Here is a 14,241-nt window from a genome sequence, read left to right on the forward strand (position 1 = left end):
GTCAATGCGCTTTCCCATGGGCCTAACAGTGGATCGCGCGTTGGAGGGAAGGGCTAGCTAGCGGGGGATTTTGCATTTTTTGCCTTGAGGATACGCACACCATGAACTTATTGAGTATTTTGGCAAATCGCATCAAACGAAAATCCTGTACCTTTCCACCCAACCGAAAAGCACCTGCCCGGGACCGCAAACGCCAATCCCTCATTGAAAAGCTGGAGGACCGCTGGGCGTTAGCCACGGTGCCGACAGGCTTTACCGATAGCACGCTGGTCACGGGGCTGACCAGCCCTACCGCGCTGACGATCGCGCCCGATGGGCGGGTCTTTGTGGCGTTCCAAAATGGGACGATCCGCGTCATGCAAAATGACGTCATGTTGGCGACCCCCTTTGCCACCCTGGCGACAGATGGGAGTGGCGAACGGGGCATGCTGGGCCTGACGCTGGATCCGGACTTTGCCACCAATGGCCACATCTATGTCTATTATACGGCCAGCACTCCCGCCAGCCATAACCGGCTAAGCCGGATCACCGCCGTCGGGAACGAAATGCTCCCCGGGAGCGAGCAAATCCTGTTGGACCTGCCAAATCTCTCAACCGTGGGGAATCCCATTTGGCACATGGGGGGGGCGGTCCACTACAACCCCGTGGACGATAAGATTTACATCGCCGTGGGTGATCACCAAAACACCAGCTTGCCGCAAAGCCTGAACAGCCCGTTTGGCAAGATTTTGCGCGTCAATCCAGATGGCAGCATTCCGACGGATAATCCGTTTTATAACCAAACCACGGGAATCAACCGGGCAATTTATAACACCGGACTGCGCAATCCGTTTCGCGCGGCCATTCAGCCCGAAACGGGGTTGCTCTATATCAACGACGTGGGAGCCGGCTCTTGGGAAGAAGTCAACGCTAGCGTGGCTGGCGCAAATTTTGGCTGGCCGACTACCGAGGGGAACTTTAACCAGGCGACATTCCCCAATTTTACCCGCCCGATCTATGCCTATTCGCATGGCGAGGGGTGCTCGGTGACCGGAGGGGTCTTCTACCCGCAAAATGCGTTGCAGTTTCCCGCCCAATATCGGGGCAAGTATTTTGTCCAAGAGTTCTGCAGCGGCTGGATGCGGGTGATTGATCCGCTGAATCCCACGGCGCCGCCGCAGGCATTTGCCTCGAATATGAATTTTCCGCTGGATGTGCAGGTCGGTCCCGATGGGTCGATGTACTATATTTCGCGCGGGGCGGGGGCCGGGGGAGCTCCGGGGGTGGGGACCGGTAGCATTGGCAAAATTCAATACGTGGCCAATGTTCCGGCATATATCGTGCAACATCCAACCAACCAACTGGCGTCGGTCGGATTTGCGGCCACGTTTAGCGTGACCAGCAGCGGCACGCTTCCCCTGACGCATCAGTGGCAGCGGTCCAATGACAACGGCGCGACCTGGAATGACATTCCCGGCGCGACCGCCAGCGGCGTGGTCATTAGCAACACCACGCTGGCCGACAATGGCGCCCAGTTCCGCGTGATTGTCACCAATGCCTTTGGCATGGCGACCAGCAATCCCGCCACGTTGACGGTGACCAGCAATCAACCGCCGGTCCCCACGATCACGCTCCCGTCCAATGGCACGCTGTATTCCGGCGGGGACATGTTCAATTTTAGCGGGATTGGCACGGATAACGAGGATGGCAACCTCCCCGCCAGCGCATTTACCTGGCGGATCGATTTTCACCATGATGATCACAGCCATCCGTTTTATCCCACGACCAGCGGCGTCACCGGCGGATCCTTTACCATACCGAATACGGGCGAGACATCCGACAATGTCTGGTATCGCGTGTTTTTGTCGGTGACGGATTCCATCGGCCTGCAGGGGAGCACCTATATCGACGTGCTGCCGCGCAAAAGCGACATGACGTTCAATACCAATATTCCGGGTTTGACAATCAACCTGGATGGCGCTCCCCGGACTTTGCCACTGACGGTCACCGGCGTCGAGGGAATTCAGCGCACGTTGTTTGCCCCATCGCTGCAGTTTATCGGCAATCAGGCGTACCAGTTTGTCAATTGGTCCAACGGAGGGTCCCAGTCCCAGACCATCACCACCCCGGTGGATAACACCACCTACACCGCCAATTACGCCGCCACCACCGTGGTCTTTGTCAGCGATTTGCCGTTTGTCGGCACGCCCACGAATGGCTGGGGCCCGGTCGAACGGGATCGCAGCAATGGCGAAACCGGCGCGACGGACGGCAACACAATCACGCTTAACGGCCGGACCTATGCCAAGGGGCTAGGCGTGCATTCCAATGGCGAAGTCATAATTAGTCTGGCGGGGGGGGGCTACGACCGCTTTGTCAGCGATGTCGGCGTCGATGACGAGACTGGCCCCAATGGCACCGTGGTATTTCAGGTGTATGGGGACAACACGCTGCTCTTTCAAAGCAATGTGCTCAATGGCAGTTCCGCGTCGGAAAGTGTCGATGTCAGCGTCGTGGGTTATAACCAGTTGCGCCTGGTCATCAACGACGCCGGGGACGGCAATGGCTCCGACCATGGCGACTGGGCGGGAGCGGCGCTGTTGACCACGCCGGTCATGGCCCCGAGCGCCCCCAGCGGGTTGTCAGCCACGGCCAACACCGCGACGCAGATCACTGTAAATTGGACGGACAATTCCAGCAACGAAAGCGGCTTTCGCATCGAACGTTCCCCGGATGGCAGCAGTGGCTGGACCGAAGTGGGCAACACCAATGCGGGCATTACCAGCTTTGCCGACACCACCGTGCTAGGGGGGGGAACCTACTATTACCGCGCCCGGGCGTATAACGCCGGCGGCAATTCAGCGTATACCAACACCGCCAGCGCCACCACGCCGGATCAGATCATTGGCACCGTCAAGGTGAACTTTCAACCCGCCACGGTTCCCGTGCCCAATGGCTATATCGCCGATACCGGAATCGTGTATGGCAATCGTGGAAACGGCTATTTCTATGGCTGGAATGCCACAAATAATGAAACCCGCGACCGCGAGGTGAATCCCGACCAGCGGTATGACACGCTGAATCACATGCAAAAGCCCACCAATCCCACCGCCAGTTGGGAAATTGGCTTGCCGCGCGGGGTGTATCGCGTGTTCGCCGTCACCGGCGATCCCAGTAACTTTGACGGCAGTTATGATTTACAGGCCGAAGGGACCACTTTTGTCCAGGGAACGCCCAACGAGGTCACTCGCTTTTACGAAGGTACCCGCGATGTGACGGTGCTGGACGGACGGTTGACACTGACCAGCGGACCGACCGCGCAAAACAACAAAATCAACTTTGTCGATATTGAACGACTACCGATCATACCGGGAACGACGGCGGGGGATGTCATTTTAATTCGTACCGCCGCCACGGCGGGCATCGTGCAGGTGTTTGACAATGCCGCCGCCACCGGCACGCCGTTCTTTTCCGCTCCCTTAGCGGCCTTGGGCACGCTGACCGTTAACGCTGGGGCGGGGAACGACCAGATCATCGTCGATATGACGTTTGGCAACCCGATCCCCACGGGAGGGCTGATCATCAATGGCGAAGCCGACGACGACACGCTGACCGTCATCGGACAAAACACCCTCGCCGCCGGACGGATCATCACCTTTAACGCGGGGGGCGGCACGAATACCCTAAATATGGCGGCCAAAGCCGCGCGGGTCGAAACCACGGCCGTCGGCGGCACTCTCGACACCACGGTTGATTACGACGCGCAACTCACCACCAGCTCCATCAAACAACGCTCGCTCACGATCGCCAGCGATAGTTCCGGCAATGGCGGGTTGGTCACGATTTTACCCCATGGGGGAGCGGCGGGCTTGGTCAAGCTGGACGCGCTAAGCATCGGCCTGGATGGCACCCTGGAACTGAACGATAACGACCTGATCTTGACCTATGTCGCCCCGGGGCCAAATCCCGCGCTCACCAGCCTGGTGCAGTCCTACATCATCAACGGCATCAATAACGAATCCTTTGCCCCCCGGGTCACCAGCGCGTTTTATACCAGCACGGGAGGCCAACGGCTGCTGGTGGCCCTGGATAATACCGCCGGTCAGTTTGGGGATGTCAACGGCTCGCCGTTTAACGGTGAAATCCTGGGTGATTCCACCAACATGGCCAACCCCGGCTTTAATCAGGTCCTCATCAAATTCACCTACCCCGGCGATTATAACCTGGACGGCCAGGTGGATGCCTCGGACTATGTAGTGGTCGATTCCAACATTGGCACCAGTACCGCGGGTGGCCTGTCTGGCTGGATTTTTGGGGACGGCGACTTTAGCGGCATGGTCGATGCGGCGGATTACCTGCCCATTGACAGTAACTTTGGCTCTGGTGTGGGAAATCCGCTCTCCACGGGAGTCACGGCCCTGGGGGATGAATCCGGCGTCAGTCCGCTCTTTAGCGACCAGACCGAGTGGCTGACGGATGATCTCTTGGCTGGCTGGCTTTGGGCGGAGGCGAATGCGGCCAACACCAATGACGGCGACTTGAAGAATTGCGGCTGTGGTAACGGCAGTTGGGCACGGTAGGTTCATTAGGGGTCAGGGGACAGGGACTAGGGGTCTAGGAAGAGAGGGGCGAGAGGCGCAGGTGGCGGGGGCAAGATGGCTTTTGCCCCCGTGGAAAGTCAGAAGCAGGAATGCAGAAGGCTGAATGACTGCTCTCCCATTCTTCATTTTTAATTCATAATTTTTAATTCATCCCGTCGGGTGGCGGGGGCAACAGTAACTTTCTCACCCTTCCACTAACCACTATTCCATCCCCACATTCCTCAGGCCCCGGCGACAAATGTAATCAGTGGGGGGGCCGGGACTTTCGCGTTGCCAGCGGCGGCACAGGTCGCGCACCCAGTGGGGTTGGGTTTTGCCAGCGTCATTTAGCCAGTTGCCGACGGAGTTTTGCACATAACAGCTGGCGTCGGCTCGTAGCGGTTCCAAGATTGGCAGGGCTAACTCTGGCTCGGCCTTCAACTCCTCCAAATGCGCGCACCAGACGCCGCGCGGACGGAGCGCCTCGCAGGCAAATCGCCGTAGATTTTCGCTTTTAGACTCGGTCCAGGGGGTCAGCAGCCGGATCGCCGCCGTCACCTCCGCCGCCAGATGCCCCCGCACCGCCAGCCACGCCCATTCGCGCACGCCAAAGTGGCTATCATCGGCCAGGGGGCGGATTTTTACTAGTCGCTGCCGCAGGGTCAATCGGGGTAACTGCCCCACGACAAAGCAAATCCAACCTCGCACGGTGTCGGACGGATGGTTTCGCCACTGGTCAAAGGCGTCCCACTCCGGACAAGCGAGCAGCAATTCCGCCGCCGCCGCCATGCGACGGGTGATCGGGATTCCCGGGGCTAATCGGGCCAGTTCACGCGGAGGCCAATCTTGATGCAGCGATTGTATTAATAGCCGAAAGTCAATCGCCAGCCCTTCGACCAGATTCCGCGTTGCCCGCGTCCCGGCATTCAGTTCACGCAAAATTGTGGGCGGAACATTGGCAACGGTGGAACGCGACTTGGCCATACGGGGACTCAGGGGATCGACAAAGGGGAAATCTACTGGCAATAGGCTCTAGCAAAACAACATTATTGCCAATGGGGCGACCATTTCTGTAGCTAGCATGTTACATTTTTCACAATACCCCAGCTAGCATTGGAATATTTCCATCCCCTAACTTCTATTCCCTGTTCCCTATCCCCTGTTCCTTTCCGCAGATCGCTCTTTTCGCAAATCCCACTCCGCTGTTACAATCCGCCGGTTTATTTTTTTGCGGCATGGCGCACTCCCTCTCCGGTGGGGAAGCAGTCGATGGCTCCGCACTGTTATCAATTTTTGGAATTTGTGGTGGAACCGAGCCTGATTCAGCGATTTAGTTCGCGGCACACGCCTTTCGCCCCAGGCGCAAAGCGAAGTTCCCCGCGCGCGCCGCGGCTGGATTGGCCTGGCGGGTTGGTCCTGCTTGTGAGTTTCTCCCTGGCGATTGCCCCTGGTTGCCGCAGCACGCGCGATACCGACCGCGAACTCATGCACAATGAGCAGCGGTTGCTAGAAGATGAGCTTTACGCGCTGGAGGCGGAGCTTAACGAGCGCGAACGGATGCTGGATGCCTGCCATCGCGAGAATACCGCCCTGCGGCGGGAATTGGCGGGGAGTGGGGGGGCGAATGACGCAATGGGTCATGGCGGAAATAACAACCGCCCGCGCCCAGGAGGGAATTCCCGCAATGTTGAACCATCCGAACCGGTCATCGAAGCCCCCGCGCTGCCCAATAGTCCCGCTCCCAACGTGAATTCCGGGGATATGCCGTCCACGCCTGGCGCGACATTTCCTCCCAACGGCACATCCTCCTCGCTGCGGTTGGCTCCGGCGGATGGCGAACTCACTGGCTATGAATCCGCGCGACCCACGCCAGCGGCAACGGGTACGATACGCCGCACGGCGTATCACTCTCCCGCGGAGGCTGGCGATCCCCCTCCCGCGGTCGAGGACTTTCAAAGCGAAAATTTTCAGCAAGGCGATTTTTCCAACCCGGACCAACCTTCCGCTCCTCCGCCGACCTTGTACGAAAGCATGAACTTGCCCCGCGCGGCGGTCGCTGATCCCGCGGCGGTCGAACGGATCACGTTAAATCCCCGGTTGACGGGGGGGCATAATGTGGACCAGCGTCCCGGCGACGAGGGGATCATGGTCGTGGTTTCGCCAACCGGCTCCTCGGGGGCGCAACTGAACGTGCCGGGGGAAATTTCCGTCGTGCTGGTCGATCCCACGCAAAACGCCCGCACCGCCCGCTGGGATTTTTCCACGGCGGAATCCGCGACGTTCTTTCAACAATCCCTTATCGGCGGCGAAGCATACCATTTGGAATTACGCTGGCCCAACCAACCCCCCGCCAATCCGGTGCAAGATTTGTACGTGCGGATGTCGCTGGGCGATGGCCGCCAACTGGAAACCAAGCGGCGCATCCGCATCGACAACCGCCAACCCCCCCGTGACCGCCCGGCAGCGCGCGACCGTCAGCCACAACAACCACTGGTCGCCAATCGCGATCAATGGCGCACCGCCCCGGCAAAAAACGCCCCCCCGGCCCCCTCCCGCGAATTCACAAATCTGCAAAATCCCGACGCCACCCTGCCCCCTGGGCCAATGGAAAACTTTTATCCCGCGGACCAAAACCTAACTGAAACTCCCCCCGCGGAAGTTAATATTCAACTGGAAGACCCCACCCAGGGGGGAACACAAATTCCCAGCCCGCATCAGCTTGCTGGCGCGCGTCCGCCGCTGCAAGAACGCCTGGCCGAACGGCGCAGGTTGATGAACATGCGCTTGGCCGGGGAAGGATCCAGCGGGAGGGGTGGTGCCGCGCTGCCGGATGGTCAAAGTTCCAGCGTGGGCCTGTCGCCGAGCAATAATTCGCCTGATGGTCAACAACCGGGCTGGAACTGGCGCAAATGGTTTGGCGCTCCTCCCCGTGAAGCCGTGCCCCAACCAGGAAGTACAGTTCCGCAGCCGGGAAACACCACGGCTCAGCCGGTTGTCCCCCCGCCGGTCGTGCCGCCGACAAACAACAATGCCAATGTCGTCCCCGATGGCTTTGTCATTGTGCCGCTGCAACCGGGCCGCCCTGCCACCGCCGCTCCGGACAATTTACCCGCCGTGCCGCAGTACGCCCAACCATTTAGCCCCAGCGCGCTCCATAGCGGCGATCAGGCCCCCGCTTATCCTGGATCGGGTGGCTCACCTCCCGCCGCGCGCACCGCCACCCGCCCGGTGGAGCGGCCCATGTGGAAGCCGTATCGATAGGAGAGAGGGGATGGTGGATGGTGGTGAATCGCTTGAGTAAGTTATACCAATCGCAATTAATCCTAGCGCGGCTTTTACCCAGTTTAACTAGAGTTTACGGAACTCCGTTGGAGTACGGGAACCTTAGTTTATTTTACTGACCCAGGGTTGTTCGCTGCGCTCCAACCCGTGGGCTATGATCCAGAACCGCGTTGCGGTACCCCATCTACCGCAACGCGGTTGCGTCATGCCGTAATTTATTAGCAAAAGTTCACGTCACCACAAAATGCTAGCTGCGCTATATTTGGCTAGAAAGCATATTAAAATCTATTTAACTTTGAATCATTCTGCTTTTACAAACTCGTGACAAGCCCAACTGAGGCTGACGGTTATAATCCGATGATTGTCGATCGTCGGATTTTCTATTGACCAACTTAGGACTGATGCATCATGTATACTTGGATTTCTCTGCTATTGTCGTTTTGCTGCTCCGAGGCCCCCTTGTCCCCCCCCGCCAATCCCCTGCAAATTGAGGTGTTTCACGTCTATTGGCTGACGCCCGTGGAAAATAACGTGGGCTACGGAGCCTGCATTTTAACCCCGGTACGGTGGATTCCCTTGGGTGAAGACTCGCCCACGACGCGATTGCGGGGTGAAATCCTCCAACGCCAGCAACTGTCCACGGAAGAGCGGCAAAAACTGGCCACGGTCCCCCCCCGCGGGGAACCAAAATCATTTTCCGAAACCATCGGCGGCGCTCGTATCGATGTGCCCGTGGTCAAAATCTCAACCTATGGGCGGGACTCGATCTGGAACGCTCCGCCTTCGCCCGCGATCGGTATGGTGACGCCCAGCGAGATCCACGCGCAAAATGGCAAGTACGAGGTGGTGATCGACGGCGTGCGGTATCAGGTCGCCGCGGGCACGCCGGCGGAGGCTTTGAAATTGCTGGAAAATCCAGAGGGAAAAGCGATATTGCATCGCCTGCGTGGACCGCTGGACGGTTTTGAACGCGAGGCGATCGCGCTCAAGCACCGACTGCGGATGCAACTCGAGCTAGAGGCGGTGGTTGAGGAGAGAGTAAAACATTATCAGGCAACCCGCGTTCCAGAAACGCCAGCCGGGAAGTAATTCTTAGATGTAAGGGTGGATAAATCAAGCTCTTTCTCCCTATGGCGGTTCCCATTTTTATAATTAAAAGGGCGAGAAAGCAGAGTGCTGTATGCAAACTATATATCCGGCGACTTTCGATTCTGTAATAGGAACCGGATTGCTTGCGGAATATTCCGGATGATCCGGTAGCAGATTGCCACGCCAAGGCACAAGAATAGACCGAAAAACGTAAAACCGAGAACTAACGCGCCAATACTCCAATAAATATGAGCGTATCTTAAGTGCAAATCACTTTCAAAAAAAGAGACCGTCAACACCAATAACAGTATTACGCTGGTAATTCCAAAAGTTATAATTCCCACGAGCAACCCTGTGTACGCCGCGGGTTTTATATTTGCGAACAGGGCTGCTTGAAAAGTTTGGTACTCGGGTTGTTGCGCGGACGCGCTGATGATCGGCAACGCCCCCGGAAATAACTTTTTCGGTCGCCGCGAGTACGGATTGTCTGCTTCGGACTCGTGTTTCATGGCAATTGATGGGGGAACCCGCGGTAGGGCGTGCTGAACAGTTTGCCAATAACTGTCCCTGAGTGTTAACTTTTGTTTGAATTAGTTTCGTCTCTCAGCGGATAGCCCCACAAATCATTCGGCAAACCGCAACCTTAGGAACTTGTTCCTCGGCCGTGAGGGGGGATTACCCATTGGCACAACTTATCCTTATTGTACAGCAACCCGAGGGGCTAGCGAACGGCTTGTAATTCTTTTTACTTAGAGCTTTTTTACTCTTTCGTTTCTTGTGCGGCCGCCTGGGTTAGTGCTGGCTGGCTGTATTTCTTTTGTGGTTGCCTGCATTTCTCTGGCGGCTTCGCCGGCGGGGAACAGATTAACGAGGTAGCCGAGTGCCGGTGGAGATCTGGAGGTCGTTGTTTTTCCGATGAATGCCATTGAAGTTGCTAAAGCGATTGTTGTAAACTTGTGGAACATCATGGCGATTTTTTTGATCGTACTATTGTCACATGTTTAATGGATCGGCCACAAAGGGGGAACACGTGAAGCTTTGTTTGTTAGGATGCCTGCTATCGAGCTGTTTGATTTTTGCAAGTTCCGTCACCGCCCAGACCGCGGACATCATTTTTCATGGCGGGGACATCGTAACGATGAACGATGAAAACCCCACGGCCGAGGCCGTGGCGGTCAAAGACGGACTAATCCTAGCTGTAGGGAGCAAGACCGATTTGCTCAAACTACGGGGGAATGACACAAAACTGGTCGATCTGGGGGGGCAAACCCTGCTTCCCGGCTTGTTGGACGCCCATTCGCATTACATTAATTCCTTATTAGTGGCGAACCAGTGTAAGCTGTACGCTCCCCCTTCCGGTCCCGGCAAGGACGTACCCAGCATCATTGCCGAGTTAAAGCGATTTGCCGCCGCTCGCCGGATTGGCAAAGGGGAGTTAATCATAGGTTACGGCTACGACGACACTGTCATGCCAGCGGGCCGATTACTGAATCGCGACGATCTGGATGCCGCCTTTCCGGACAATCCCGTGCGCGTGGATCATGTTTCCATGCATGGGGGGGTGCTCAATAGTCAGGCATTAAAAAAGTACGGAGTTTCCGCGGCGACAAAGACGCCTCCGGGGGGCGTGATCGTCCGCAAGCCAGGCTCCGACGAACCCTGGGGATTGATCATGGAAACCGCATTTTTGCCCATCTTTGAGCAGTCCGAACCTTTAACCGGCCAACAGGAAATCGAATGGACGCGGGCGGGACAAATGCTCTACGCCGCCGCGGGAGTGACCACAGCGCACGAGGGGGCAACGCATTACCCGCAGTACATGACGATGAAGCGGGCGGGCGAAGCGAAGGCCAATCTGATTGACGTGGTTTGCTTCCCCTTTATCACGGACGTTGACAAAATTGTCGCTGATTTGCCCGTGGCTGAATGGACCAAATACAAGAACCGACTCAAAGTCGGCGGCGTCAAAATTACCTTGGATGGCTCGCCCCAGGGCAGAACGGCTTTCTTTACCACGCCTTATCTGACCGGCGGTCCGGGGGGAGAGAAAAACTGGCGGGGGGAACCAACTTTTCCCCAGGACTTGGCCAACAAGATGGTAAAAAAAGTCTACGATATGAATGTTCCGTTAATTTTGCATTGCAACGGAGACGCCGCGATTGATTCGTTTTTGTCGGCGTATGAATTAGCCCGGGCGGGGGATTTTAGCCGGCCGTGGAACGTCACGACGATTCACACGCAATTCCTGCGCAAGGATCAAATTCCAAAATTTGTCCGGTACAAAATTCGCCCGTCATTTTATACCTTGCATACCTTTTACTTTGCCGATGCGCATTTGGCGAATCGCGGCCAGGACCAAGCGAACTACATCAGTCCCATGCGCGACGCGATCGATGCGGGGTTGCGGCCGACCAACCATACGGACTTTGTCGTGGCCCCGCTCGACCAAATGATGATGCTGTGGTCCGCCGTCAATCGCGTGTCGCGAGCCGGGACAACTGTCGGTTCCGACCAGCGGGTGACCCCCGCCGAGGGCCTCAAGTGCATGACCATTTGGGCCGCCGAACAATACGGCGAAGCCGACCGCAAGGGTTCCTTGGAGGCGGGCAAACTGGCGGACCTGGTGATCCTGGATCGAAATCCCTTAAAAGTCGAGCCCCTGGCAATCAAGGATATTAAAGTGGTGGAAACAATCAAAGAAGGAGTGACCATCTTTCCGGCGCCGGCGGACCTTGATAAGCCGCTTGCCCCCGTCATCAATGACACGGCAAAGAAGTACCAGTGGCGCGCCCATGTCTGCGACATGGCGGAAGTCAACCAGGCGGCAAACCGGGAATGGACGCTCGTAACCCTGCAAGGAAAGGATATCGCCACGGCCCCGCCTCCCACGATGAAGTTTGCCCAGGGAAAATTGTCGATTTTTGGCGGTGTCAACCAATTACGCGGCTCCTATGCCCTGGTGGGAGAAAGCGTCATCCTGGGCGAATTGATTTCCACGCGCAAGGCGGGTCCCCCGGAATTGATGCAAGTGGAGCAGGAATTCGCCAAGGCGCTGCGCCTTGTCAACGGGTTTCATGTGCATGGGGGGCAACTCCACCTGCTTAGCGATGGTGAGGTGGTCGCCACCTTTCAATCCGCGGAATAGCGGCGGATATCAGTAGTTAACGCACCTTTCATTCCATCAATCGGTAAACCAGGCGACCCACTTACGGATTAACTTCCATGAAATATTGCATCGCACAGGCTATCGTCTTATTTGGGCTATCAATCATCAGGGTGTGCGCCCAAACAAATTCGCTGCAAGACATAGCCAAAGAGGTGGTCCCGCCGCCATTCGAAGGCACAACCATTTATGTCTCGCGCGAGTTTATCACGATGGATCCCCAAAAACCCAAAGCCGAGGCAGTGGCTATAAAGCAGGGCAAGTTCACCGCTGTGGGATCCTTAACGGAAGTTCAGGCGGCTGTCGAAAAGGATGCAAAAGTGGATCGCAGCTTTGCCGACAAGGTTGTGACGGCGGGGTTTGTCGAGCAGCACGTTCATCCAGTACTAGCCGCATTAACGATGGCCACCATTGTTATCTCGATCGAGGATTGGGAGACAATATCCGGTTTCTCTCCGGCTGTTCGCGATCCAGTAGAGTATCGCCGACGATTACAACTGGCGCTCAAGAATCATCGCGAAAGCGGCGATTTGTCACAGCCATTTATTAGTTGGGGTTACCATCATTACATGCATGGGGAAATATCGCGAAAGCTGCTCAGTGAGTTAGCACCGGACTTTCCCGTCATTATCTGGCACCGCTCCTGCCATGAATTCTACTTCAACGACGCAGCATTGCGGCTCGCGGGAATCGATGAGTTGTATTACAACGGGATGCCAAACAGCGCCAAGGAGCAATCAAATCTTGAGCGGGGTCATTTTTTTGAGCAGGGCGCGCTGGCAATTCTGTCAAAAATAGCTCCGATTCTGGCATCTAAGGATCAATTTATGAAGGGACTGCAATTCACCGTGGAATACTATCACCGCAACGGCATCACAACTTGTTGCGAACCAGGTGGATTTCCTTCCAAGCCAATTCAGGACTTGATTAACAGCGTCTATAGCGCGCCTACCACTCCCTTTAATCATTATTTTATGGCTGACGGCAAAAGCCTGGCAGCGGCAAACCCCGGCCAACCCTTAACCATGCTGGCAGAAAGCGAAAAAGTACTTGACTGGGGAAATGGACGCGCCCGCTACCTGCCAAAACAGGTAAAACTACTCACCGATGGGGCAATCTTTAGCCAGCTTATGATGATGACGGATCAGTACACGGACGGACACAAGGGGGCATGGATCATGGACCCTCCCGTTTTTAGTTATGCTTTTCAAAATTACTGGGATGCCGGATACCAAATCCATGTGCATAACAACGGAGATGCCGGGCTGGATGTTTTAATTGGGGAGTTAGCGAAGGCCATGGAGCGCCATCCGCGCAGCGACCACCGGACAGTCTTGGTCCATTTTGGGTTTGCCCGTCCCGAGCAAGTTGAAAAGTGGATTCGTCTCGGCGGAATAGTGAGTTCCAATCCGTATTACGTAACGGCTTTGGCGGGACGCTATGGCAAACTGGGAATGACGGAACAATGGGCCCAAAACATGGTGCCGCACGCTTACGTCCGGCGACATAAAGGCTCCCTTTCCTTTCACTCCGATATGCCAATGGCTCCAGCCAAGCCGCTGCAGTTGATATGGGCGGCGTCCAATAGGTTAACTTACGAACAGAATGTGGCTGGGCCAGAGCACCGAGTTCCCGTGGCCGAAGCCCTCCGCGCTATTACAATCGATGCCGCTTATTCAATCCAACTTGACAAGGAAATCGGCTCGATCGAAGTGGGGAAAAATGCGAATTTGACCATACTGAATCAAAACCCCCTCGATGTCAAACCCGAATCGATTCATGAAATTCGTGTCTGGGGAACCATGCTGGAAGGGCGTGTTCAACCGGTAAAGTCCTCGGAACACTTCAATGCCGCCTCTCCCAATCAGGGCGCAATCAAGCGGGTAAATGATGAAACCATCAGCAAGCATCCGGCCGCGGATGACCAAACACAAGTTGCTTTGCAACTAGAGCTGCAAAATGTGCGGCGGCAAAACTCGCTCTATTGGGAGAGTTTGCAACGTAGAGAAACCGCTGGCGGAAAAAATACGCTTGAAAAGAGAATTAACCTGAATTCTGGGTACACAAGCTGCCAACCGGGTTGTTCGTGTACACTTTCCCGCCAATTCGGCGGCTTGATCGAATTCCATTTGACCAGGTAAGCAACTG

At 56.3% G+C, this 14,241-nt stretch carries 6 protein-coding genes; 5 read left to right on the top strand and 1 reads right to left on the bottom strand.

The features are described 5' to 3' along the window. Positions 1 to 101 precede the first annotated feature (101 nt). Positions 102 to 4,559 (top strand): PQQ-dependent sugar dehydrogenase, encoded by a 4,458-nt coding sequence (locus SFX18_00070; GenBank protein ID MDX1961511.1) that lies wholly within the window; start codon positions 102 to 104, stop codon positions 4,557 to 4,559. A gap of 222 nt (positions 4,560 to 4,781) precedes the next feature. Here SFX18_00070 and SFX18_00075 read toward each other — a convergent pair whose 3' ends face one another. Beyond that, positions 4,782 to 5,543, bottom strand: coding sequence for a DNA alkylation repair protein (locus SFX18_00075; GenBank protein MDX1961512.1), 762 nt, complete (start codon positions 5,541 to 5,543; stop codon positions 4,782 to 4,784). Between the two features lie 285 nt (positions 5,544 to 5,828). On the opposite strand from SFX18_00075, the gene SFX18_00080 reads away from it, so the two are divergent. The 4 genes from SFX18_00080 (at position 5,829) to SFX18_00095 (ending at position 14,234) form a co-directional block, all read left to right on the top strand. Next, complete coding sequence (locus tag SFX18_00080; GenBank protein MDX1961513.1) at positions 5,829 to 7,820, top strand: hypothetical protein; 1,992 nt, start codon at positions 5,829 to 5,831, stop codon at positions 7,818 to 7,820. Between the two features lie 429 nt (positions 7,821 to 8,249). Further along, positions 8,250 to 8,930, top strand: coding sequence for a hypothetical protein (locus SFX18_00085; protein ID MDX1961514.1), 681 nt, complete (start codon positions 8,250 to 8,252; stop codon positions 8,928 to 8,930). 1,069 nt (positions 8,931 to 9,999) lie between these two features. Further along, the gene (locus tag SFX18_00090) at positions 10,000 to 12,075 is read left to right on the top strand and encodes an amidohydrolase family protein (GenBank protein ID MDX1961515.1); all 2,076 of its coding nucleotides are present in this window, start codon (positions 10,000 to 10,002) and stop codon (positions 12,073 to 12,075) included. Positions 12,076 to 12,152: 77 nt separating this feature from the next. Continuing rightward, positions 12,153 to 14,234 (top strand): amidohydrolase, encoded by a 2,082-nt coding sequence (locus tag SFX18_00095; protein ID MDX1961516.1) that lies wholly within the window; start codon positions 12,153 to 12,155, stop codon positions 14,232 to 14,234. Positions 14,235 to 14,241 lie beyond the last annotated feature (7 nt).

Source organism: Pirellulales bacterium (genome assembly GCA_033762255.1).
Classification (GTDB): domain Bacteria; phylum Planctomycetota; class Planctomycetia; order Pirellulales; family JALHPA01; genus JANRLT01.

Coding starts and splice junctions, on each gene's coding strand:
- SFX18_00085 (MDX1961514.1), top strand. CDS start 8,250: ATGTATACTTGGATTTCTCTGCTATTGTCGTTTTGCTGCTCCGAGGCC.
- SFX18_00080 (MDX1961513.1), top strand. CDS start 5,829: ATGGCTCCGCACTGTTATCAATTTTTGGAATTTGTGGTGGAACCGAGC.
- SFX18_00070 (MDX1961511.1), top strand. CDS start 102: ATGAACTTATTGAGTATTTTGGCAAATCGCATCAAACGAAAATCCTGT.
- SFX18_00075 (MDX1961512.1), bottom strand. CDS start 5,543: ATGGCCAAGTCGCGTTCCACCGTTGCCAATGTTCCGCCCACAATTTTG.
- SFX18_00095 (MDX1961516.1), top strand. CDS start 12,153: ATGAAATATTGCATCGCACAGGCTATCGTCTTATTTGGGCTATCAATC.